The 23,684-nt window shown below is 61.1% G+C and carries 22 protein-coding genes; 3 read left to right on the forward strand and 19 right to left on the reverse strand.

Annotated elements, in window-relative coordinates; genetic code table 11:
• Nucleotides 1–12: 12 nt before the first annotated feature.
• From CKW21_RS28115 to ppc, 5 genes are all read right to left on the reverse strand, one after another.
• A complete protein-coding gene (locus tag CKW21_RS28115; RefSeq protein WP_095197118.1) occupies nucleotides 13–873 on the reverse strand; it encodes a DUF72 domain-containing protein in 861 nt (286 codons plus the stop codon).
• Nucleotides 870–1,172, reverse strand: a complete 303-nt coding sequence (locus CKW21_RS28120; protein WP_095197119.1) for a hypothetical protein — start codon at nucleotides 1,170–1,172, stop codon at nucleotides 870–872. The genes CKW21_RS28115 and CKW21_RS28120 overlap by 4 nt, the downstream gene beginning before the upstream one ends.
• A gap of 233 nt (nucleotides 1,173–1,405) precedes the next feature.
• The gene (gene tsaB, locus CKW21_RS28125) at nucleotides 1,406–2,080 is read right to left on the reverse strand and encodes a tRNA (adenosine(37)-N6)-threonylcarbamoyltransferase complex dimerization subunit type 1 TsaB (protein WP_095197120.1); all 675 of its coding nucleotides are present in this window, start codon (nucleotides 2,078–2,080) and stop codon (nucleotides 1,406–1,408) included.
• A 109-nt stretch (nucleotides 2,081–2,189) separates the two neighbouring features.
• A complete protein-coding gene (gene adk / locus CKW21_RS28130; protein WP_093214773.1) occupies nucleotides 2,190–2,837 on the reverse strand; it encodes an adenylate kinase in 648 nt (215 codons plus the stop codon).
• 288 nt (nucleotides 2,838–3,125) lie between these two features.
• Entirely contained in the window at nucleotides 3,126–5,756 is a 2,631-nt protein-coding gene (gene ppc / locus CKW21_RS28135; RefSeq protein WP_095197161.1) for a phosphoenolpyruvate carboxylase, read from the reverse strand.
• Nucleotides 5,757–5,969: 213 nt separating this feature from the next.
• On the opposite strand from ppc, the gene CKW21_RS28140 reads away from it, so the two are divergent.
• The 3 genes from CKW21_RS28140 to CKW21_RS28150 all read left to right on the forward strand — a co-directional run bounded on the left by CKW21_RS28140 (nucleotide 5,970) and on the right by CKW21_RS28150 (nucleotide 7,894).
• Entirely contained in the window at nucleotides 5,970–6,314 is a 345-nt protein-coding gene (locus CKW21_RS28140; RefSeq protein ID WP_095197121.1) for a pilin assembly protein, read from the forward strand.
• Between the two features lie 319 nt (nucleotides 6,315–6,633).
• Nucleotides 6,634–7,047: a DUF4398 domain-containing protein gene (locus tag CKW21_RS28145; protein ID WP_095197122.1), complete on the forward strand. Its 414-nt coding sequence runs from the start codon at nucleotides 6,634–6,636 to the stop codon at nucleotides 7,045–7,047.
• 49 nt (nucleotides 7,048–7,096) lie between these two features.
• Nucleotides 7,097–7,894, forward strand: a complete 798-nt coding sequence (locus tag CKW21_RS28150; protein WP_095197162.1) for an OmpA family protein — start codon at nucleotides 7,097–7,099, stop codon at nucleotides 7,892–7,894.
• Nucleotides 7,895–8,033: 139 nt separating this feature from the next.
• On the opposite strand, the gene CKW21_RS28155 is transcribed toward CKW21_RS28150, so the two are convergent.
• From CKW21_RS28155 to CKW21_RS28220, 14 genes are all read right to left on the reverse strand, one after another.
• A complete protein-coding gene (locus CKW21_RS28155; protein ID WP_095197123.1) occupies nucleotides 8,034–8,363 on the reverse strand; it encodes a hypothetical protein in 330 nt (109 codons plus the stop codon).
• Entirely contained in the window at nucleotides 8,360–9,274 is a 915-nt protein-coding gene (locus tag CKW21_RS28160) for an alpha/beta hydrolase (RefSeq protein WP_095197124.1), read from the reverse strand. The genes CKW21_RS28155 and CKW21_RS28160 overlap by 4 nt, the downstream gene beginning before the upstream one ends.
• Nucleotides 9,275–9,421: 147 nt before the next feature.
• The gene (locus CKW21_RS28165) at nucleotides 9,422–10,699 is read right to left on the reverse strand and encodes a flavohemoglobin expression-modulating QEGLA motif protein (protein ID WP_095197125.1); all 1,278 of its coding nucleotides are present in this window, start codon (nucleotides 10,697–10,699) and stop codon (nucleotides 9,422–9,424) included.
• 33 nt (nucleotides 10,700–10,732) lie between these two features.
• A complete protein-coding gene (locus CKW21_RS28170; RefSeq protein WP_095197126.1) occupies nucleotides 10,733–11,287 on the reverse strand; it encodes a hypothetical protein in 555 nt (184 codons plus the stop codon).
• A gap of 158 nt (nucleotides 11,288–11,445) precedes the next feature.
• Entirely contained in the window at nucleotides 11,446–12,150 is a 705-nt protein-coding gene (locus tag CKW21_RS28175) for a TetR/AcrR family transcriptional regulator (RefSeq protein ID WP_256590339.1), read from the reverse strand.
• Between the two features lie 117 nt (nucleotides 12,151–12,267).
• Complete coding sequence (gene lysS / locus CKW21_RS28180; RefSeq protein WP_095197128.1) at nucleotides 12,268–13,770, reverse strand: lysine--tRNA ligase; 1,503 nt, start codon at nucleotides 13,768–13,770, stop codon at nucleotides 12,268–12,270.
• A 70-nt stretch (nucleotides 13,771–13,840) separates the two neighbouring features.
• Nucleotides 13,841–14,936, reverse strand: a protein-coding gene (gene prfB, locus CKW21_RS28185; RefSeq protein ID WP_141233041.1) for a peptide chain release factor 2 whose coding sequence is annotated in 2 segments (ribosomal slippage) — nucleotides 13,841–14,863 and nucleotides 14,865–14,936 — 1,095 coding nt in all. Because the reading frame shifts where the segments join, the coding sequence is not laid out codon by codon here.
• A 237-nt stretch (nucleotides 14,937–15,173) separates the two neighbouring features.
• Nucleotides 15,174–16,175, reverse strand: a complete 1,002-nt coding sequence (locus CKW21_RS28190; protein WP_095197129.1) for a PleD family two-component system response regulator — start codon at nucleotides 16,173–16,175, stop codon at nucleotides 15,174–15,176.
• Nucleotides 16,176–16,223: 48 nt separating this feature from the next.
• Complete coding sequence (locus CKW21_RS28195) at nucleotides 16,224–17,234, reverse strand: chemotaxis response regulator protein-glutamate methylesterase (protein ID WP_095197130.1); 1,011 nt, start codon at nucleotides 17,232–17,234, stop codon at nucleotides 16,224–16,226.
• Entirely contained in the window at nucleotides 17,231–19,528 is a 2,298-nt protein-coding gene (locus CKW21_RS28200; RefSeq protein ID WP_095197131.1) for a hybrid sensor histidine kinase/response regulator, read from the reverse strand. The genes CKW21_RS28195 and CKW21_RS28200 overlap by 4 nt, the downstream gene beginning before the upstream one ends.
• Entirely contained in the window at nucleotides 19,525–20,208 is a 684-nt protein-coding gene (locus CKW21_RS28205; RefSeq protein WP_095197132.1) for a chemotaxis protein CheW, read from the reverse strand. Before CKW21_RS28205 ends, CKW21_RS28200 begins: the two co-directional genes overlap by 4 nt.
• Entirely contained in the window at nucleotides 20,205–21,500 is a 1,296-nt protein-coding gene (locus CKW21_RS28210; RefSeq protein ID WP_095197133.1) for a protein-glutamate O-methyltransferase CheR, read from the reverse strand. Before CKW21_RS28210 ends, CKW21_RS28205 begins: the two co-directional genes overlap by 4 nt.
• Nucleotides 21,497–22,033: a chemotaxis protein CheW gene (locus CKW21_RS28215; RefSeq protein WP_095197134.1), complete on the reverse strand. Its 537-nt coding sequence runs from the start codon at nucleotides 22,031–22,033 to the stop codon at nucleotides 21,497–21,499. Before CKW21_RS28215 ends, CKW21_RS28210 begins: the two co-directional genes overlap by 4 nt.
• Complete coding sequence (locus tag CKW21_RS28220; RefSeq protein ID WP_095197135.1) at nucleotides 22,033–23,655, reverse strand: methyl-accepting chemotaxis protein; 1,623 nt, start codon at nucleotides 23,653–23,655, stop codon at nucleotides 22,033–22,035. Before CKW21_RS28220 ends, CKW21_RS28215 begins: the two co-directional genes overlap by 1 nt.
• Nucleotides 23,656–23,684: the final 29 nt, after the last annotated feature.

The following is a 23,684-nucleotide window of genomic DNA, read 5'->3' on the forward strand; positions in this document are numbered from 1 at the left end:
ACGAATCCGCCTTCAGAGCAGGCCAAGTTGCTCGGCGGCGGGCTCTCTGTATAGCTCAGGCAGCGCCGGCAAGCCAGGTAACCGCAGCATCAACCGGGCGTGGAAACGTTGCGCCAGTTTCGCCGCCAGCACGTTGTCGGCGGTGTGCAGGAAGATATAGGGCGTGCGCCCCTCTTCAATCCACAGGGCGATTTTCTCCACCCACGGCAGCAGAAACGGATCGTTGGCTTCCAGCTGTGGGTGGCCGATGAAGCGCACTTGCGGGAACTGGGTAAACGCCGCTGGACGCGGTGGGACCCTGGGCTTTTTCGATTGGGCGTGCAGTACCGAAGGATCGGTGGACGTACAACTGAACAGCGCGCGCGGATCGAGGCAAATGCGCTCGACGCCGCGATCCAGCAACAGGCGATTGAGCATCCGCTCGCTGTCGCCCTTGGCGAAGAAATCGTCATGCCGCACTTCTACCGCCAAGGGTCGCTGCAAGGCATCGATAAATCCAGCCAGCTCGTGCAAGCGCTGCGGCGTGAAACTTTTCGACAGCTGCAACCACAGCGGCGAAACCCGCTCACCGAGTGGGCTGAGCAATTGGGTGAAGGTTTCGGCTGCCGTCAGCTGTTCACGCAAGTCACCGCCGTGGCTGATGTCGCCGGGGAATTTGGCGGTGAAGCGAAAGTGCTCGGGCATGGTGTCGGCCCAGCGCTGCACGGTGCCGGCAGCCGGGCTCGCGTAGAAGGTCGTGTTGCCTTCCACGGCGTTGAATACTTGTGAATAGAGATCGAGAAACTCGGCGGGTTTGGCGTCTGGCGGATACAGGTAATCGCGCCAGGCGTTTTCACTCCAGGACGGACAGCCGAGGTAGTAAGGCAGCATCAGATGTACAGGTCGAGACCCATGACTTCCGCATCCCAGTCAACGAAACCGGCGGTGCTGAGATAGCTGGCCAAGGCCATCGCCACACTTTTGCTCATGGCGCGGTGGTAAAGCATGTCTTGCTGACGGGCAGGCAGATTGCTCAGGCGTTGCGCGGACGCTTTGGCGCGGGCGGCCAGTTGTTCTTCGGAGGGAAACTCCACCTCGCCCTCGATATCGACGGACTCGTCTTCCACCACGTGGCCTTTGCGCGGCTTGCGTTTGATGGGGTAGGACTGAGAGGAAACGCCGTCTATACGCATAATTGCATGCTCGGTATCAGTGATGGCAGTTTAGTGGCGCACAACCCACTTCGCAAACCGCCGAGTGATAACTAGAACACATAAAAGACAAAAGGTTTAAAAGCGGGGGTTAGAAAACGACGATTGGTGTTTGCCTTTAAATAGCTATCGCGGGCAAGCCCGCTCCCACAGGATCACCGATAACCCTGTGGGAGCGGGCTTGCCCGCGATTGAACCAACTCAATTCTGCAAAACTAACGCGCTTTGGGCGTCGCCACTTTATCGCGTAGATAAACCGGCTGCGCCTCATCGGCGACGATCGCCTCACCGCGCTCCCAGGCAAACCGTGCCAGCGTCAGCAAGTCTTCGGCGTGAGGCAACATGCCCGCGTCCTGGCCGCTCAAGCTGACGGCGATGCGTTCGCCGTAGCCCCAACCGGTGCCCGCGCCGAACCATTCGCCGCTGGCATCGGCCGGCAATGCAGCCGACTCGGGTGGCAGCACCGCTTCGTGGCCGACGAGCCGCATCTCCCCCGCTGTCTCGCGGTAGCAGCCCCAATACACCTCGTCCATGCGCGCATCAATGGCGGCAGCCACCTGGCTTGCACCGTGTTCGCGATAAGCGCGCTGGGCCAATACGGCGAGGTTCGACACCGGCAGCACCGGACGATCCAGGGCAAACGCCAGGCCCTGCACCACGCCGATGGCGATGCGCACGCCCGTGAATGCACCCGGCCCGCGACCGAACGCAATGGCATCGACCGCCTGCAACGTGGTCCCGGCGTCGGCCAGCAATTGCTGGATCATCGGCAGCAGCTTCTGCGCATGCAGGCGCGGGATCACCTCGTAATGGCTCGTCACTTTGCCGTCATGCAGCAAGGCAACGGAGCAAGCTTCAGTCGCGGTGTCCAGGGCCAGCAAGGTGCTCATCGATGTTTCCGTAAGATGGGTGGTAAAAAGAGGGATCAGAAAAAAGTGCGTCAGTATAAACAACTACGGCCCGCAAGCGGGCCGTGGATGATGCAGCGAATCAGGTTTTTCAGCTCAGGGCTGCAAGCACCTTGGCGGTGATCGCTTCAACCGAACCGACACCTTCGATGTGGCTGTACTTCGGCTTGCCGTTGGCAGCCGACAACTTCTGGTAGAAATCCACCAGCGGCTTGGTCTGCGAGTGGTAGACCGACAGGCGATGACGCACGGTTTCTTCAGTGTCGTCCTTGCGCTGCACCAGTTCTTCACCGGTGATGTCGTCTTTGCCAGCGATTTTCGGCGGGTTGTAGACGATGTGGTACACGCGGCCGCTGGCCTCGTGAACACGGCGACCGGCGATGCGTTGCACGATCTCTTCGTCTTCCACAGCGATCTCGACCACTGCATCCAGCTCCACGCCGGCCGTCACCAGGGCTTCAGCCTGAGGAATGGTGCGCGGAAAACCGTCGAACAGAAAACCGTTGGCGCAGTCGGACTGTGCGATGCGGTCCTTGACCAGGGCGATGATCAGGTCATCGGAGACCAGGCCGCCGGCATCCATGATGCTCTTGGCCTTGATGCCCAGCTCGGTGCCGGCCTTGACCGCCGCACGCAGCATGTCGCCGGTGGAGATTTGCGGAATGCCGAATTTTTCAGTGATGAACTTAGCCTGAGTACCTTTACCGGCCCCGGGAGCTCCCAGCAGAATGACGCGCATCGATGTGCTCCTCAATTTTTATATGGATAACGTCGGATTCGCCTCGTGGGGCCAATCTCAAAAAATAGGGTCGTGGCCGCCCAAACGGCCAAAGGCTGATCAAGATACACAGCAGGCTGCGCCCACACAAGCCGCCAAAAGTCGGAGAAACCGCCCCTTCCGGTGACCATCCGGCGCGGTTTCCCAAGTCGCAACCCCATCATTAACTGTCGCCTGGCCGCACTTTTATAGCGGCCAGTCATCGGCGTCCGACGTACGCATCGCACGCCTGCCCCCACGGCAAAAACCTTAGCCGGTATTTCGCAATCCGGCGGCAATCCCCGCCACAGACACCAGCAGCGCCTGTTCCACCGGGCTGCCCTGCGCTTGATCCTGTTGCCGCGAACGGGCCAGCAACTCCGCCTGTAATAGATGTAGAGGGTCGAGGTAGGTGTTGCGCAAGCGGATGAATTCCAGGGTATCTGGGCTATGTGCCAGTAGCTGCGACTGACCGGTCATCCCCAGGACGATCGAGCACGCCTGCGACAATAGGTCGCGTAAGTGCGCACCCAAAGGAAGCAAGTCCGGCTCGACCAGACGCTCGTCGTAGGACCGGGCGATGTCCGCATCGGCCTTGGCCAGCACCATTTCCAGCATATCGATGCGCGTGCGGAAGAATGGCCATTGCTCTCGCATCTGCCCCAGCAACTCACCCTCGCCCCGCTCCAGCGCCTTGCTCAAGGCGGCTTCCCAGCCGAGCCAGGCCGGCAGCATCAAGCGGGTTTGGGTCCAGCCGAAGATCCACGGGATCGCCCGCAGGCTTTCGATGCCGCCGGCGCGACGCTTGGCCGGACGGCTGCCCAGCGGCAGGCGCCCGAGTTCCTGTTCCGGGGTCGACTGGCGGAAGTACTCGACGAACTGGGGATTTTCCCGCACCACGGCGCGGTAAGCGCTGACACCATCGGCGGCCAATTCGTCCATCAGATGCCGCCACTCGGGCGTGGGCGGCGGCGGTGGCAACAGGGTCGCTTCGAGTACCGCCGCCAGATACAGATTGAGGTTTTGCTCGGCGATGTCCGGCAAGCCAAATTTGAATCGAATCATTTCCCCCTGCTCGGTGGTGCGGAAACGCCCCGCCACCGAACCGGGCGGCTGCGACAGAATCGCCGCGTGCGCCGGGCCGCCACCACGGCCCACGGTGCCGCCGCGACCGTGGAACAACAGCAGCTCCACCTGTTGCTCACGGCAGATGTCCACCAGACGCTCCTGCGCCCGATACTGCGCCCAGGCCGCCGCCGTGGTGCCGGCGTCCTTGGCCGAGTCGGAGTAGCCGATCATCACTTCCTGCGGCCCTTGCAGGCGCGAGCGATAGCCCGGCAACAGCAACAGTTTTTCGATCACAGGTCCCGCGTTGTCGAGGTCGGCGAGGGTTTCGAACAGCGGAACCACACGCATCGGCCGCAACACACCCGACTCTTTGAGCAGCAGTTGCACCGCCAGCACATCGGAAGCAGCACCGGCCATGGAGATCACATACGAACCGAGGGACGCCCCCGGTGCAGCAGCGATTTCCCGGCAGGTGGCCAAGACTTCGGCAGTGTCGGCCGACGGCTTGTAGTGGGTCGGCAGCAGCGGCCGACGGTTGTTCAGTTCGCGCGTCAGGAAATCAATGCGTTCATCTTCGCTCCAGTCCTCATAACGACCAAGGCCAAGGTAATCGGTGATTTCAGTCATGGCCGCGCTGTGTCGCGACGAGTCCTGACGCACATCCAGACGCACCAGGAACAGGCCAAACGTCACTGCCCGACGCAGACAATCGAGCAACGGACCATCGGCAATCACGCCCATGCCGCATTCATGCAGCGAGTGGTAGCACAGCTCCAGCGGATTGAGCAGGTCGCGGTCGTCTTGCAGTACGTCGACGGTGGCAGGCGTCGGTGTCGTCAACGCGGTGTGCGCCCAGTTGCGCGTGGCGCGCAGGCGCTCGCGCAGTTGCTTGAGTACCGCACGATAGGGTTCGGCACTGTCGCCGGCCTTGGCCCTGAGTTCTTCACTGGCCTGCTGCATCGACAAATCAGCCGCAAGGTGATCGACATCGCGCAGGTACAAATCGGCGGCCATCCAGCGCGCCAACAGCAACACCTCGCGGGTCACGGACGCCGTCACGTTGGGGTTGCCGTCGCGGTCACCGCCCATCCACGAGGCAAAGCGAATCGGCGCGGCTTCGAGCGGCAAGCGCAGGCCGGTGGCGGCGTGCAAGGCCTGGTCGGCCTTGCGCAGGTAATTGGGGATGGCTTGCCACAGCGAGTGTTCGATCACCGCAAAGCCCCATTTGGCTTCGTCGACGGGGGTCGGGCGGGTGCGGCGGATTTCTTCGGTGTGCCAGGCTTCGGCGATCAGGCGCTGGAGCGTCGACTTGATCTGCTCGCGCTCGGCAGTGGTCAGGTCGCGGTGGTCCTGGGCCGCCAGTTGCGCGGCGATAGCGTCGTACTTCTGGATCAGCGTGCGGCGCGCAACTTCGGTCGGGTGAGCCGTGAGAACAAGCTCGATCTCCAGCCGCCCCAGTTGCCGCGCCAGGGACTCGGCGCCATGACCTTCGGCGCGTAGTCGGGCGAGCAGCTCCGGCAGCACCCGCGCTTCGAACGGCGCGCCTTGGGATTCTTCCCGGCGGTGAATCAACTGGTACTGCTCGGCGATGTTGGCCAGGTTGAGGAACTGGTTGAACGCCCGGGCCACCGGCAGCAATTCGTCTTCAGTCAACTGGTTGAGGCTGGCGCTCAGCTCGGCGTCCATGGAGCCGCGCCGGTCAGCCTTGGCGCCCTTGCGGATCTGCTCGATCTTGTCGAGGAAATCGTCCCCGTACTGTTCACGAATGGTGTTGCCCAACAGCTCACCCAACAGGTGAACGTCCTCGCGCAAGCGTGCATCAATATCGGTCATCAGCAATTCTCCAGCAAAAATCCGGGCGGCCAAGAAATTCATGCTCTTGAGCTAGAGAGTGCCGCTCCAGGCCGCTTCTTACAACCCAGACGACGAAGGGTCTTTAAAGCGCCAAGGCAGAAGCTAGTCTGAACAGTAGGCCGTACAACGGCTTTCGCCGGCCAATGCCGGATATTTCCGGCCTGCCATGAGCAGGCGCGTCATGAGGTCATTATGAAAATTCGCGAGCTTGCCCATCATTGGGAAGAAAACGCCAAGGGTCGCCTGACCGACACCGGCTACTCGATTCACCTGGATGTCGAAGCAGCTGCCAGGCTGGCGGCGATCATTGAGATGTACCCTAAACGGCAACCCGAAGAACTGCTCGGCGAACTGATTGGCGCCGCCCTCGAAGAACTGGAAAAGAGCTTTCCGTATGTAAAGGGAACGACGGTGGTGGCCACTGACGAAGAAGGCGATCCACTGTACGAAGACATCGGTCCGACCCCGCGCTTTCTCGCCTTGTCCCGTCGTCATCTGCATGATTTGTCGGCCGGTCACGACAAGCAGAAACACTAAGTCCCCCTCCAGCGATCCCCTGTGATCCTCTGTGGGAGCGAGCCTGCTCGCGAAGGCGTTGTATCAGTCAATATCAATGTTGACTGACAGTACGCCTTCGCGAGCAGGCTCGCTCCCACAATGGTCGAATCCTCGCTCTAGAGCCCTGCCGATTCAGTCAGTAGTTTTTCGACGCCCGGCCAATTTCTCTGAACTTTTAAAAAACGCCCCGGGTCAACCCAGTAACCACGCCTGGGACGGCCGTTTCAAAATGCCCCGAAAATGAAGGTTGCGGCTCCTTGCCCAGGATGGATTTTTTAGTTGTTCAGGAGTTAGCCCAATGGAGTTGAAAACCATGAAAACCCGCACTGGCAAATCCTCGTTCACCCCGCTGCATGGCCTGAAAATGGCTGCCCTGGCGCTCGGCGGCAGTCTTGTGCTGGCCGGTTGTGCCGGCAACCCTCCCACCGAACAATTCGCCGTGACCGAGTCAGCGGTCAACAACGCCGTGAGCGCTGGTGGCACAGAATTCGCCGCGGTGGAAATGAAGGCGGCCCAGGACAAGTTGAAGCAAGCCGAAATCGCCATGCACGACAAACAGTACGCGCAAGCGAAAACTCTCGCCGAACAGGCTGAGTGGGACGCACGGGTCGCCGAGCGCAAGGCCCAGGCGATGAAAGCCGAACAGGCTGTCAAGGACTCCCAGAAGGGGGTGCAGGAACTGCGTCAGGAAAGCCAGCGCACCGTTCAATAACGGCGCGGCACGACGTATTTCTTACTCGACTTAAAAGGACGAAACCATGATGAACACTAAGCATTTGATGATCCCTGCCCTGCTGGCCGCCAGTGTTGCTTTGGCGGCCTGTTCCACGCCACCCAACGCCAACCTGGAACAGGCCCGCAGCAACTACAGCGGCCTGCAAGCCAACCCCCAGGCGAGCAAAGTCGCGGCACTGGAAACCAAGGAAGCCAGCGATTACCTGGACAAGGCCGACAAGGCTTATCTGGATAAAGAAGATCAGGCCAAGGTCGACCAGCTTGCGTATTTGACTAACCAGCGTGTGGAAGTGGCAAAACAGACCATCGCCCTGCGCACTGCGGAAGCCAACCTGAAAAACGCTTCGGCGCAACGGGCACAGGCGCGGCTGGATGCTCGTGACCAGCAGATCAAACAACTGCAAGACAGCCTGAATGCCAAGCAGACCGATCGCGGCACGCTGGTAACCTTCGGTGACGTGCTGTTCGCCACCGACAAGGCCGAGCTGAAATCCAACGGTCTGATGAACATCAACAAACTGGCGCAGTACCTCCAGGAAAACCCCGACCGCAAAGCGATCGTCGAAGGCTATACCGACAGCACCGGTACGGCGTCGCACAACCAGTCACTCTCGGAACGCCGCGCCAGCTCCGTACGCACGGCACTGGTGAAGATGGGCGTCGATCCGGCGCGCATCGTTGCCCAGGGGTACGGCAAGGAATACCCGGTAGCGGATAACACCAGCGTGTCGGGCCGAGCGCAGAACCGCCGGGTGGAAGTGACCATTTCCAATGATAATCAGCCGGTTATGCCGCGGTCGGCGGTGAGTTCTTACACCCAATAAGTCGTTATCACACAAAAACCTGTGGGAGCCAGCCTGCTGGCGATAGCGGGGCATCAGTCAACATCAATGTTGAATGCTTAATCGCTATCGCCAGCAGGCTGGCTCCCACATTGGCTCTGTGTTGCCTGTGCAAATCGGTTTATTGCTCAAGCTTCTGCGGCGTCTCCTGCCCCATGCAACGCACAGCTTTCTTGCGGTCGTTGATCAGCACGCCAGTCAGGCCTTTCTGCTCGGTATCAAACAGCACCAGCACCCCGTCAATGCACTGCGCCACTTGCGCCGCCGGTTCCAGGGAGACTTTGTAGTCTTCGCCCGGTACGGTCTTGAGCATGGTGAATTCGTTGAGCAGCAACGCATCCTCAGGCTTGGCGAAGTGCAGGTAGCCGTACCACCACAGGGCACCGACGGTGCCGAGGATGCTGCAGATACCGGTGATGATCAGCGGGATGGCGTTACGTTCTTCACTCATTGCGGACTCTCTGGTGGTTCATCTTCAGAATTTTTGGTTGCCGGATAGTTGGGGATTTCACCCAGGCGGCGCAGACCGTCGAAATGCTGCGGGTCTTCAAGATAGCGCAGCATGACTTTGCGCCAGACCGGGTCGGCAAACGTCTGCACATGACCGCCTCGGGTCAGTTGCAGCACGCGCGGCGGCGGCGCAGCTTGATACAGACGGATGCCGTTGGAAAGGGGCACGATCGGATCGTCGATGCTGTGGTAGATCAGTTTCGGCACACCGTTGAGCCGAGCCATGGAGTTGATGGCGCTGTCGCCGTCCGGCACCAGCCATGACAGGGGCACCTGAAATGCCCAGAACACCCAGGAGTTACTCAGCGCATAGCGGCCGACGCTGCGGTAACTGGCGGGCACGCCATCGAGCACAACCGCCTTGAGTTGTTTCTGCCGCTCGGGGTGTTGAACCAGGTAGTGAACGGCCATCGAGCCGCCGAGGCTTTGGCCGAGCAGGATCAGCGGCTTGCCTTTGACCTCGGGCGCCTGGTCGAGCCATTTGAACGCGGCGTCGATGTCCTGATAAATCGCCGGCAGGCTCGGTTCGCCTTCGGACAAGCCGTAACCGCGATAATCCACCAGCAGCACTTGATAGCCCTGCTTGGGCAGCCACCAACTCCCGCCCAGATGCATCGGCAAATTGCCGCCGTTGCCGTGCAGGTGCAATACCGTGCCTTTGACCTCGACGCCTTTTTTCGCCGGCAACCACCAGCCATGCAGCTTGAGGCCGTCGGCGGTGGTCAGGGTGACGTCGCGGTATTCGAGCTTGGCTTTTTCCGGGGTGAACAGTTGGCCGGGTTCGGGGTAGAACAGCAGCGAGCTGCAACCGTTCAAGGCCAGGAGAATGCAGAGGATGCCGAGGATTCTCATCCGTTGAAACCTCGCGAAACAAAGGGGTAAACACAAAACCCTGTGGGAGCGAGCCTGCTCGCGAAAGCGGTGTGTCATTCAGCATTGATGTTGACTGGTACACCGCATTCGCGAGCAGGCTCGCTCCCACAGGGGATCTCGTCGCTATTAAAGGATGTTGGAGTAGTCCGCCTCGATCCGGTCCAGGCTCAGGTGGTTGAGGAAGTTGGAGAAGCACATCCACGCCGACAGCGCGTTCATGTCGCGGAACTGTTCCGGCAGGTACTTGGGTGGCACTACCAGGCCTTCATCCACCAACTGGCGCAAGGTACGCATGTCTTCCAGGGTGGTCTTGCCGCAAAACAGCAGCGGTATCTGCTCCAGCTTGCCTTTGCGCACGGCCAACTGAATGTAGTTGTAAATCATGATAAAGCCCTTGAGGTAGGACAAGTCTTTGGTAAATGGCAGACCTGTCGGCACCGAACCGCGGAAGACGCGACTGGTGTTGCTGTAGCTCTCGGGCATTTCGAAACCCTGTTCGCGGAAGAACTCGAACACCTGCAGGAAGTCGGCCCCCTCCTCCACCATGTGGATGGCGCGGGTGCGGTTGGTCAGCTTGCGCAGGCGACTGGGGTAAGAGGCGAAGGTGATGATTTCCATCAGGATCGCCAGGCCTTCCTGAGTCACCGTCGACGAGGGCGGCCCCTTGGACAGGAAAGTGCAGATCGGCTGGTTCAGGCCGTTGAGTGTTGTGCCGACATGCACCAGCCCTTCATGGACTTCCAGGGCGCGCACGTCACGCTCGTTGAACATCGCATCGGTGCGGATCTTGATGTAGTCGGCACCGGCCGCCGCATCGGCAACGATCCCGTCGGACTCGAACACCCGAATGGTTTCCTCGGCCTCGCCAAACACCTTGCTCAACCGGTGTTGCAGCATGCTGACGGCATCCTTGGCGGTGAGGATTTTCGGTTCATCCTTGAGGTCGCCACGACCGTCGATGTTGTTCAGGTAATCGGACAGCATCAGGCCCAGGTCGGACAGCGTCGGGTCACCGGCGTGGAACGCGTCGGAGGCGGCGCCATACAATTCCTGGGAAATCAGGCCGAAATCCTCGGTGCCGCGCGCTTCGAGCATGCGCACCACCATCCGGTATTCCTTGCACATGCGACGCATGATCTGGCCGACCGGGTTGAACTGGCCGAGCTGGCGGGTGATGTCGCGCTCGATGTTCTGGAACTCCAGCTTCACTTTGCTGGAGTCGAACGACAGTGGCCGGTTGAGGTAATAATCACGGTCCACCGCCGGCATTTCCTTGCCCTTGGCCTTGAGGAAACCCTTGCGGATATTGTCGTCCCACTTGACCGCATCGAGGACGCGGATCGGCGTCTGCGCCAGCACAATGCGATCGGACAAAATGCGTATCGACTGCTGGTAATCGTCCACCCGAAACTCCTGTTGAAACCCTAATGTGCTGGATTATTTGGCCTTGGCCTGACGCTGATAGCGTACCGCTTCGACGAACACATCGGAATTGGCCGGGTCGTCGAGGTAAGCGGAGACATGATCCATATGGCTGTCGATCAGCACGCCATCGCCATCGTCGGTCTGAAAACCTTCGCCACTGAGCGCTTCTTGCCCGAGGGCCTGCCTGATCTGGTCGAGGTCGAGGTTGTACACCACCAGTTCATGCTTGTCGGTGAGTTCAAACCCGGCAATGGTGTAATGCCCGCCAAACTGCGCCGGCACCTTCGCCGACAGATACCAGCGGCTGCCATGGCGTGACACCGTGAAGGGATAGGCTTCGCGTTCCCTGGGTTTGGCCCGGAAGTAGCTGACCGCCTGATAGCGATTGACGCCGACGCGGGTCAGTTCCAGGTTGAGCGGTTCGCCCCAGGCATTGGTGCTGGTCCATTTGCCGAGCAACCCTTTGGGCGCCGGCTCGCTCGTGGGCAGCGGCTCCTTGAAAGTCACCAGGCAGCCACTGAGCAGCAGGCACGACAAGGCGATCACTACGACACGCCAGGCTTTCATTCAACACTCCCTTTGAACAGACACCCACCTGAAGTGGCCACTTATCCTGTGGGAGCGAGCCTGCTCGCGAAAGCGGAGTGTCAGGCAACGAGATGTTGAATGTCAGACCGTATTCGCGAGCAGGCTCGCTCCCACAGAGGGTAGCCTCCACATCGGGATTAAACCGAAGCCAGCACCAAATGCATATAACGCGTAAGTATGCCGAGCATTTCCTCTTCGGCGGCCGGCTCGGCGTCGTTGAGCAGGCCCTGATATTCCATCCGTCCGATTATAGCCGTCAACACTTTGGCATCCTGTTGTGGCTCGCGCGAGCCCAATACCTGAAAAAGCTGGCAGGAGCCCTGCAGGAGGATTTGCTGATGCGAACGCACCAACTCGGCCAGGCGCGGGTTCAGCAGCGCCTCCTGGCGGAACGCCTGCTCGGCCATCAAGTGTTCGCGACGGGTGACCAGTTGTCGGTGAACATAGTCGGTCATCAGACGCGCAATGTCGTCGGCCAGCTTCGAACGCGCCTGCGCACTGCCATCGCCGCTGGCGATCATGTCCCGCAGCAGGCCTTCGTTGTTCACCCACAACTTGGCCATATAGGCCGCGCTGCGTTCCACATACTGGGCGAAGGTATCGGTGAGCAGGTCATCGATGTCCTTGAAGTAGTAGGTGGTGGCCGACAGCGGGACGCCAGCCTCGGCGGCCACCGCCCGGTGACGCACGGCACGCACGCCGTCGCGCACGACAATGCGCATCGCGGCATCGAGAATCTCCTGTCGACGCTGCTCGCTGCCCTGCCGGCTGGCCTTGCGACCCTGGTACTGAACACTTTCAGCGACCGCAGTGGCGATACCCGCTGCACCTTCTTGAGCCAATGCATGCTTCACGACGGGAATTCCTCTCTCTACTTCAAAAGTAACCATTTGATACGTTTGTACCAGACAGGCAATAAAAAACCGCCCATTTCAGGCGGTTTTTTTAATTTGAAACACTTACGCTTGCGGCCGCATGTGCGGGAACAGGATCACGTCGCGGATCGACGGTGAGTTGGTCAGCAACATCACCAGGCGGTCGATGCCGATCCCTTCACCGGCTGTCGGCGGCATGCCGTATTCCAGCGCACGAACGAAGTCGGCGTCGTAGTGCATGGCTTCATCGTCGCCGGCGTCCTTGTCGGCCACCTGCGCCATGAAACGCTCGGCCTGGTCTTCCGCGTCGTTCAACTCGGAGTAGGCGTTGGCGATTTCACGACCACCGATGAACAGTTCGAAACGGTCGGTGACGTTCGGGTTCTCGTCGTTGCGGCGGGCCAGCGGCGAGACTTCGAACGGGTACTGGGTGATGAAGTGCGGCTGCTCCAGCTTGTGCTCGACCAGTTCTTCGAAAATCATCACTTGCAGCTTGCCCAGGCCTTCGAAGCCCAGCACCTTGGCACCGGCCTTCTTGGCGATGTCACGAGCCTTGTCGATGTCGTTCAGGTCGTCAGCGGTCAACTCCGGGTTGTACTTGAGGATCGAGTCGAACACCGACAGGCGCACGAACGGCTCGCCGAAGTGGAACACCTTGTCGCCGTACGGCACGTCGGTGCTGCCCAGAACCAGCTGCGCCAGTTCACGGAACAGCTCTTCGGTCAGGTCCATGTTGTCTTCGTAATCGGCGTAAGCCTGGTAGAACTCCAACATGGTGAATTCAGGGTTGTGACGGGTCGAAACGCCTTCGTTACGGAAGTTGCGGTTGATCTCGAACACTTTCTCGAAACCGCCAACCACCAGACGCTTGAGGTACAGCTCAGGGGCGATACGCAGGAACATTTCCATGTCCAGCGCATTGTGGTGGGTTTCGAATGGCTTGGCTGCCGCGCCGCCCGGAATGGTTTGCAGCATCGGCGTTTCCACTTCCAGGAAGTCACGCTTCATCAGGAAGCTGCGGATATGGGCGATGACTTGCGAACGCACGCGGAACGTCTGGCGCACGTCTTCGTTGACGATCAGGTCAACGTAACGCTGACGGTAGCGCTGCTCGGTATCGGTCAGGCCGTGGTGCTTATCCGGCAGTGGGCGCAGGGACTTGGTCAGCAGGCGCACGCTGGTCATTTCCACATACAGGTCGCCCTTGCCGGAACGGGCCAGGGTGCCTTCGGCGGCAATGATGTCGCCCATGTCCCAGGTTTTCACCGCGGCCAGGGTTTCTTCGGACAGGGTCTTGCGGTTGACGTAGACCTGGATGCGCCCGGTCATGTCCTGGATCACCATGAACGAGCCACGGTTGAGCATGATGCGACCTGCAACCTTGACCGGGATCGCCGCCTCTGCCAGCTCTTCCTTGGTCTTGTCCGCGTACTGTTTCTGCAGTGCATCGCAGTAGTTTTCGCGACGGAAGTCGTTGGGGAAGGCATTGCCCTTGGCGCGCTCGGCAGCAAGCTTTTCCTTGCGCAGGGCGATCAGGGAGTTTTCTTCCTGTTGCAGGGCTTGCGGGTCGAGTTGTAGGTCGCTCATGTCTTTAAATATTCCATCACAGGTTCGTTGCCCCCACCGATGGCAGGGGACTTGAGGTCGGACTGACGGCTTAGAGCCCTGATTTCAGGCTGGCCACCAGGTATTCGTCGATGTCGCCGTCGAGCACCTTGTCGCAGTCGCTGCGTTCGATGTTGGTGCGCAGATCCTTGATTCGCGACGCATCGAGCACGTACGAACGGATTTGGTGACCCCAGCCGATATCCGACTTGGTGTCTTCCAGCGCCTGGGAAGCGGCGTTGCGCTTCTGCATTTCCTGCTCGTACAACTTGGCCCGCAGCATTTTCATGGCGGTGTCCTTGTTGGCGTGCTGGGAACGTTCGTTCTGGCAGCTGACCACGGTGTTGGTCGGTACGTGGGTGATACGTACGGCCGAGTCGGTGGTGTTTACGTGCTGACCACCGGCACCGGAGGAACGATAGGTATCGATCCGCAGGTCCGCCGGGTTGATCTCGATTTCCACCTTGTCGTCGATTTCCGGCGAGACGAAAACAGCGGAGAACGAGGTGTGGCGACGGTTGCCGGAGTCGAACGGGCTCTTGCGCACCAGACGGTGCACGCCGATCTCGGTACGCAGCCAGCCAAAGGCGTACTCGCCCTTGATGTGTACGGTGGCACCCTTGATCCCGGCGACTTCACCGGCCGACAGCTCCATGATGGTCGCGTCGAAACCGCGTTTGTCGGCCCAGCGCAGGTACATGCGCAGCAGGATGTTGGCCCAGTCCTGGGCCTCGGTACCGCCGGAGCCGGCCTGGATGTCCAGGTAGGCGTTGTTCGGATCCATTTCGCCGCTGAACATGCGACGGAATTCCAGCTTGGCAAGGTTCTCTTCGAGGCGGGTCAGTTCGGCGACCACATCGCCCACTGCGCCTTCGTCGTTCTCTTCGACAGCCATGTCCAGCAGGTCGCGGCAATCTGCCAGGCCACCGGACAACTCGTCCAGGGTCTCGACGATCTGCGCCAGCGCAGCACGCTCGCGGCCCAGCTCCTGGGCGTATTCAGGCTTGTTCCAGACACCCGGATCTTCAAGCTCGCGATTGACTTCGATCAGACGCTCATGCTTTTGATCGTAGTCAAAGATACCCCCGAATAGTTTCGGAGCGCTCGGACAGGTCCTTGATGGTGTTCAGGATCGGGTTGATTTCCATGGCGGGCAGCACTCGTAGGCGAACTTTTGAAAGCCGGCGAGTATAACGGTAAACAGCCGCGAACGGCAGTCCGCTTGGCTGAAAAGCCGGGCTTCAGCAACAACGCAGATCAACCGTGGGAGCGAGCCTGCTCGCGAAGAGGGCAGCACATTCAACCTCTCTGTTGATTGATGTACCGCATTCGCGAGCAGGCTCGCTCCCACATTAGGTTCTGCGTCGCCGTTCAGGCTATGGGGATCAACCGATCCCCACCTGATTGCGCCCATTGTTCTTGGCCAGGTACAGCCCCTTGTCCGCCGCCGAAATCAATTCCCGGCAATGGCTGCCCGCTTTCGGCGTGATAGTCGCCAGGCCGATGCTGATGGTCAGGTTTGAACCTTCGGTCGGGGAAATGTGCGGAACCTGCAATGCCTCCACGGTCATTCGCAGTTTTTCCGCCACCAGCCGCGCTCCCCCCTGGGAGGTATTGGGCAAGACCAGGGCGAACTCTTCGCCGCCGTAACGGGCCGGCAGGTCCGATGGTCGGGCACAGGCGTCACGGATCGTTGCAGCGACCTTGCGCAGGGCTTCGTCACCTTCCAGGTGGCCGAAGCTGTCGTTGTAGGTCTTGAAGTAATCTACATCGATCATCAGCAGCGACAACTGGCTCTGCTCACGCAGCGAGCGGCGCCACTCCAGCTCCAGGTACTCGTCGAAATGCCGGCGATTGGACAGCCCGGTCAGGCCATCGGAGTTCATCAGCCGTTGCAACACCAGATTGGTATCGAGCAACTGCTGCTGGCTGACCCGCAACGCGCGGTATGCCGCATCACGCTGCAACAACGTCATGTAGGAGCGTGAGTGATAGCGAATGCGCGCCACCAGTTCGATGTTGTCCGGCAGTTTTACCAGGTAATCATTGGCCCCGGCCGCGAACGCCGCGCTCTTGACCAGCGGGTCTTCCTTGGTCGACAGGACAATGATCGGAATGTCCTTGGTCGCCGGATGATTGCGGTATTCGCGCACCAGGCTCAGACCGTCAAGACCGGGCATGACCAGGTCCTGCAGGATCACCGTCGGCTTGATGCGGACCGCGTGGGCAATGGCCTGGTGCGGATCGGCGCAAAAGTGGAAGTCGATGTTTTCTTCGTTCGATAACCCACGCCGTACTGCCTCGCCGATCATCGCCTGATCGTCCACCAACAACACCATGGCGGCATTTTCGTCAGTCTTGAAGTCGTCGAGCTGTAATTCATTCATGTGCGTTCACCTGAGAACTGCCTGTGCCAGGATTGCTGCCAAGAGTGGTCATTTTGGAAAGATCTCCAGCAATCGTGGCGCTATCTTTTCCAGCGGGCGTATTTCCACGGCGGCGTCGATGGCCGCAGCCGCCTTTGGCATGCCATACACCGCACTGCTGTTTTGGTCTTGTGCAATGGTCAGGTAGCCCTGCTGGCGCATGAGTTTAAGCCCCTGCGCGCCATCGCGCCCCATGCCGGTGAGCAAAACGCCGACCGCATCGCCGTTCCAGTGACTGGCCACGCTCTCGAAAAACACATCGATCGAGGGCCGGTAGATTTCGTTGACCGGCTCGGCGGTGTAAGCCAGCGTGCCGTTTTTCAATAATCGAATGTGGTGATTGGTGCCGGCCAGCAACACGGTGCCGCTTTGCGGCATTTCACCTTCTTTGGCCAGGCGTACGTTCAGGCCACTGGCGCTGCCGAGCCATTCGGCCATGCCGGCGGCAAACACCTGGTCGACATGCTGCACCAGCACAATGGCGGCGGAAAAATCCCGTGGCAGGCCCTTGAGCAAGACCTCCAGCGCCGCCGGCCCGCCCGCGGAGGAGCCGATGGCGATCAGCCGCTGGCGCGAAGCCGAACTGCGCAGCGGGCTCGGTGCGCTGGGGGCCTGCTTGCCCTTATCGCCGATCAGCCAGCCGATGTTCATGATCTTGCGCAACAACGGTGCCGCCGCTTCCTGGGCATTGCCCGCACCGAGGGCCGGGGTGTCGACCACATCCAGGGCGCCGTGGCCCATGGCTTCGAAGACCCGGTGCACGTTCTGCTGGCGATCAACCGTGACGATGACGATGGCGCAGGGCGTTTCGGCCATGATCCGCCGAGTTGCCTCCACTCCGTCCATCACCGGCATGATCAGGTCCATCAGGATCAGGTCCGGTGTCTGCTCGGCGCATTTCTGCACCGCCTCCTTGCCGTTGCCGGCGACCCAGATCACTTCATGCGCCGGCTCGAACGCCAGTGCGCGACGCAAGGCCTCCACGGCCATGGGCATGTCGTTGACGATTGCGATTTTCATGCCCGCGCTCCTCCTATGAGCTCAACCACTGCATCGAGCAGGGCGTCGTCATGAAAACTGGCTTTGGCTAGATAATAGTCGGCTCCGGCGTCCAGTCCACGACGGCGGTCCTCTTCACGATCCTTGTAGGACACCACCATCACCGGCAGCGATTGCAGGCGGTTGTCCCGACGCAGCAATGACACCAGTTCGATACCGTCCATGCGCGGCATGTCAATGTCGGTGATCAGCAGATCGAAATCCTCCGAACGCAGGGCATTCCAGCCATCCATGCCATCGACCGCCACGGCCACGTCGTAGCCGCGGTTGAGCAACAACTTGCGCTGCAATTCGCGCACGGTCAGGGAATCGTCCACCACCAGAACCCGCTTGCGGGCTGCTTCAGCGGCTTGGTTACCGTGCCGGGCAATGCGCTCCAGACGCCCGGTGTTGAGCAGTTTGTCCACCGAGTGCAGCATGTCCTCGACATCGACGATCAACACCACCGAACCGTCGTCGAGCAGGGCCCCGGCGGAAATATCCTGGACCTTGCCCAGTCGCTCGTCCAGCGGCAGCACCACCAGGGTCCTCTCACCGATAAAGCGCTCGACCGCCACGCCATAGATCGCATCACGCTCGCGAATCACCACGACTTTCAGGGTCTGCTGGCTGCCCTGGCTCGCCGGGCGTTGCAACAACTGGCTGGCGGCGACCAGCCCGACGTGGCGGCCTTCATGCCAGAAATGCTGGCGCCCCTCGACCTGCACGATATCCGCCGGTTCCAGATCGCACATGCGTTCGATGTGGGCCAACGGGAAGGCATAGGCCTCGTCGCCGACTTCCACCACCAGGCTGCGCACTACCGACAGGGTCAGCGGCACTTCGAGGTGAAAACGACTGCCCTCGCCCGCCGTCTGCTCCAGCACCACCGCACCGCGTAACTGACGGACCATGTGCTGCACCGCGTCCAGGCCGACACCGCGTCCGGAGACTTCGGTGACGGTATCGCGCAGGCTGAAACCCGGCAGGAACAGGAAGGTCAGCAGCTCTTCTTCGCTCAACTGCGCGGCAGTCTCGGGCGGCGACAACTGGCGTTCGATGATGCTGCGGCGGACCTTTTCCAGATCGACGCCATTGCCGTCATCGCTGAGTTCCAGCACCAGCAACCCGGCCTGATGGGAGGCGCGCAAGCGGATCAGCCCTTCTTCCGGTTTGCCGGCCAACAGCCGCTGCTGCGGGGTTTCAATGCCATGATCGACTGCATTGCGCAGCAGGTGCGTCAATGGAGCCTCAAGCTTTTCCAACACGTCGCGGTCGACCTGGGTCTTCTCGCCCTCGATCTCCAGCCGCACCTGTTTACCGAGGCTGCGGCCCAGGTCACGAACCATCCGCACCTGTCCGGTCAACACATCGGCGAACGGCCGCATGCGACAGGCCAGGGCCGTGTCATACAGTACTTGTGCGCGCTGGCCGGCCTGCCAGGCGAATTCGTCCAGTTCGGCGTTTTTCTCCACCAGCAATTGCTGGGATTCGGCCAGTAACCGGCGCGCGTCATCGAGGGCTTCCCGGGCTTCGAGGCTCAGGGCATGATCCTTGAGGTGGACGTTGAGGTTTTCCAGCGCCCGCAGCCCATTGTTTTGCATGCGCTTGAGACGCTGCATGGTGGCCAGGTGCGGTTTGAGCCGCAGGGTTTCCACCAGGGATTTGCTCGACAGATCGAGCAGGCTGTTCAACCGCTCGGCCGTCACCCGCAGCACGCGTTCGCCGTTTTCGGCGGTGCGTCGAGTCTTTTTCGGCGCGGCCACCGACTCGCCAGGCAGCGGCTCGACGACCGCGACGGGCTCTTCAACGTTTGGCGCGGGCGCTTCCAGTTGCCGCTCAGCCATCAGCGGCGTGGCCGCTGCGATGGTGGGCATGGCAGCGGCAGCCGGATCGAGCAAGCGCGCCATCAGGGCAACATACGCTTCGATGACCGCAGGCTCCGGCGCGTTGTTCGGTGTCGCGATGCGCATCAGCAGATCGGTGCCTTGCAGCAACGCATCGATGTGTTCGGGACGCAGGTACAGCCGCCCTTCCTGAGCGCTGACCAGGCAATCCTCCATGACATGGGCAACACTGACCCCGGCATCGACACCGACGATCCGCGCCGCGCCCTTGAGTGAGTGCGCCGCCCGCATGCACGATTCGAGCTGATCGGCCTGGGTCGGGTCGCGCTCCAGCGCCAGCAGGCCCGCGCTCAGCACCTGGGTCTGGGCTTCGGCTTCCAGGCTGAACAGTTCCAGCAAAGAGGCATCGCGCATTTGTTCGGGGGTCATGACAGGCTCCGGGTCACGGCGGACAACAACTGTTCTTCATCCAGCCAACGCAGGCTGCGACCTTTGAAGGGCAGCACGCCACGGGTGTATCTGGCACTGGCCTGGGTGCCGGAGCGCGACGCCGCCTCGAGGGTGCGCTCATCGATAGCGTGAATCCCGTCCACTTCGTCCACCGGCACCACCACCGGCCCTCCATTGGCGGCGATGATCAACATGCGCGGCATAATCCGCGTGCCGGAGGGCACTTTGCTGGCGCCGTCGAGCCCCAGCAACTCCACCAGCGACAGGCACGCCACCAGCGCCCCCCGTACGTTCGCAACCCCGAGCAAGGCCCGGGATCGCTGGTGCGGCAGCGAGTGAATAGCCTGCTGCGGCGCCACTTCCACCAGCGTGCGTGTGGCCAGCCCCAGCCATTCTTCGCCGAGGCGGAACATCAGCAACGAGCGGGTTTTCACCTCGCTTTCCACCGACGCGGACAGGTGCGCGCGATCTTCCTGCTGCAACGCGTAACGATCCAGCAAGCGCGTCGCGGCGGCCGAGTACACCGCGCAATTGCGGCAATGAATGTGTTCGATCAACAGCGGGCAGGACTTGTCGCCACGGATACCAATGCGGTTCCAGCAATCGTCGATGGCCTGGGCATCTTCATGGGTGACGCTAAAGGTGTCGGAGGCGATCATCGTTTACGCTCACTGTCGGCGGCACGCTCGCTGCGGGCGGCGCGGTCCTGCAATCGTCTGGCACCCACGGTGTCGCCCTGGGATTGCAGCAAGGCGGCCAGATGCATCAACGCGTCGGGGTGTTGTGGTTCGAGGTACAACGCCTTGCGATAAAAGCCTTGGGCCTCCAGGGCACTGCCGGCGACATCGCTGAGCAACCCCAGCCAGTAAAACACCTGGGCCACGGGCTCATGGCTGCGCAGGTATATCTCGCAAGCGGCACGGGCCTCGGCACTTTTGCCTTCGTTGGCCAGCGCGGCGATATTCGCCAGCAGTGCGGCGGCATCGGAACCACCCGGTTGCGCCGCAGGCGCGGGCCGCGCAATGTTCGCAAACGGGCGCCTGGCGACCGGTGGCGGCACACCGTTGCGCACTGGTTGCGGCACCGGCAAGGGCACCGGTCTCGGTGTAGACATGTGCGTAGCAGCGAATGCCGGCCCAGGCTCTGGGTCCACGGCACTCTGGCGACTGAAGGCAAAAGATTGCGGGATGCCGATCGAGCGCATGCCCAGACGACCCAGCAGACTGCCTTCGGCCGGGCCGATAAATAGCACGCCATCGAGATGGGTCAGACGCTTGAGGACTTCGAACACCTGTTTTTGCGTCGGCAGGTCGAAGTAGATCAGCAGATTGCGACAGAACACAAAGTCATAGGGCGATTCATTGGCGAGCAGGCCTGGGTCAAGCAGATTGCCGACCTGCAAACGTACTTGCTCCACCACCCGAGCACTAAGGCGATAGCCGTCGTTTTCGGCAGTGAAATAGCGGTCGCGATAAGCGATGTCCTGGCCGCGAAACGAGTTCTTGCCGTAGAGCGCACACCGGGCCTTTTCCACCGACATCGGGCTGACATCCATGCCTTCGACCTTGAACTGGTGCGGCTTGAACCCGGCATCCAGCAGCGCCATGGCAATCGAGTACGGCTCTTCGCCGGTGGAACACGGCAAGCTGAGAATTCGCAGGGCACGCATGTTGTTGATGTCGGCCAGGCGCCTGGTCGCCAGCTTCGCCAAGGTCGCGAAGGATTCCGGGTAACGGAAAAACCAGGTCTCCGGGACAATCACCGCCTCGATCAGCGCTTGTTGCTCGTCGCGGGAGCCCTGCAAGGTGCGCCAGTATTCGTCGGCCGTTTGCACCTGGGACGCGGTGCTGCGCTGGCGCACCGCGCGCTCGATGATTGCCGGGCCGACCGACGTCACGTCGAGGCCGATACGTTCCTTGAGAAAGTCGAAAAACCGCTGATCGCTGCTCATGACAATTCCTCTATCAGCGCCGGATCAAACGGTGGTGACGGAAACAGCAATGCACGCACCTGATCGTCCAGAAGATCGGCGACCCGCACCCATTGCAGCAGTCCTTGCGCATCTTCACGAACAGGCCCGAGGTAGGGTGCCCGGGGATTGTCCAGCCCGTAGGGCTGAAAGTCCGCAGGGTTGCAGCGCAACGTGTCGGTGGCCTGTTCCAGGATCAGCCCGAGCAATTGCGCCTGCGTACGTTCATCCGCACGGTAATGCACCAGCACCAGCCGAGTGCTGGTGCGCGCCCGGGCCGGCGTGCCAAAGGTCAGCGCGCTGAGATCGATCACCGGCACCACCGCGCCACGCCAGGCGAACACCCCCGCCACCCAGTGCGGCGCATGGGCAATCGGCTTCAAGGGCAGGCGCGGCAGCACTTCCGCCACTTCGATGGCTTGCAAGGCATAGCGCTCGCTGCCGATGCGGAACACCAGGAACAACGCATGCAACGCTTGCTTCACGGCAGGGCGTTTGGCGGTGAGTTCGCTCATCAGACTTTGAATCGCGAAACGCCGCTGCGCAGCCCGACGGCCACCTGGCTCAGTTCGTCGATGGCGAAACTGGCCTGGCGCAGGGATTCGACGGTCTGGCTGCTGGCGTCGCCCAACTGCACCAGCGCGTGGTTAATCTGCTCGGCACCGGTGGCCTGGGCCTGCATGCCCTCGTTGACCATCAACACCCGTGGTGCCAACGCCTGGACCTGATGGATGATCTGCGACAACTGCTCACCGACCTGCTGCACTTCGGACATGCCGCGGCGCACTTCTTCGGAGAACTTGTCCATGCCCATTACCCCGGCCGACACCGCCGACTGGATCTCGCGCACCATCTGTTCGATGTCATAGGTGGCGACGGCGGTCTGGTCCGCCAGGCGCCGCACTTCGGTGGCGACCACGGCAAAACCGCGGCCGTACTCACCGGCCTTCTCGGCCTCGATGGCGGCGTTAAGCGACAGCAGGTTGGTCTGGTCGGCGACCTTGACGATGGTCACTACCACTTGGTTGATGTTGCCGGCCTTCTCGTTGAGGATCGCCAGTTTGGCGTTGACCAGGTCGGCTGCGCCCATCACCGAGTGCATGGTTTCTTCCATGCGCGCCAAGCCCTGTTGCCCGGAACCAGCGGCGACCGACGCCTGATCGGCAGCGGTGGAGACTTCGGTCATGGTCCGCACCAGGTCCCGCGAGGTGGCGGCGATTTCCCGGGATGTCGCACCGATCTCGGTGGTGGTGGCGGCGGTTTCGGTGGCGGTGGCCTGCTGTTGCTTGGAGGTCGCGGCAATCTCGGTAACCGACGTGGTGACCTGCACCGACGAGCGCTGGGCCTGGGACACCAGCGAGGTCAGCTCGGTCATCATGTCGTTGAAGCCGGTTTCCACGGCGCCGAATTCGTCCTTGCGCTCCAGATTCAGGCGACGGCTCAGATCGCCGGTACGCATCACCTCGAGGATCTGCACGATACGGTTCATCGGCGCCATGATCGCGCGCATCAGCAGCAGACCGCAGAGGCCGGCGGCCAGTACCGCGATCAACAGGGAAATGCCCATGATGACTTTGGCGGTAAGTACTGCATCGTCGATGGCCGCAATATCCATGTCGGCCACGGACTTGTTATGCAGCAGGATGTCATTGACCTTCATTCGACCCGCCGTCCAGGCCGGCGTCAGCTGTTCTCTGAACAGCTTGATGGCATCGGCATCCTGATTGCGTTTATGCAACTCAATCACGGCGGCCAGAATCCGGTGGTATTCCTCGTGGAGTTTCTGGAACGCGGCGTACTCGGTCCGGTCTTCATCGTCGGTGATGGTCTGGCGATAAAGCTCCATCTGCTCTTGCAGGCGCGCGGAATACCCCTTGAAGTCCGCGGCATCCTCATTGTTGAAGCCCTGCCCTTCTTCAAGGCCGAGCTTGGCTTGTATCCGCAGATAACTGTCGGACCAGGCGCCGCGAATCATCGAACTGTAAAACAACCCCGGCAGCGCATCCTCGCGCACGCTCGCTTCGCTGGTTTCGATCTTCAACAGCCGCGAGTAGGAAACGACCACCATCAGCAACATGATGGCGATGATGACTGCAAAACTCGCCAAAATGCGTTGGCGCAACGTCCAGTTCTTCACAGGCTGTCCTCGGGGGTAATTCGAAATGC

The sequence above is a fragment of the Pseudomonas sp. Irchel 3A7 genome, assembly GCF_900187565.1.
Taxonomy (GTDB): Bacteria; Pseudomonadota; Gammaproteobacteria; order Pseudomonadales; family Pseudomonadaceae; genus Aquipseudomonas.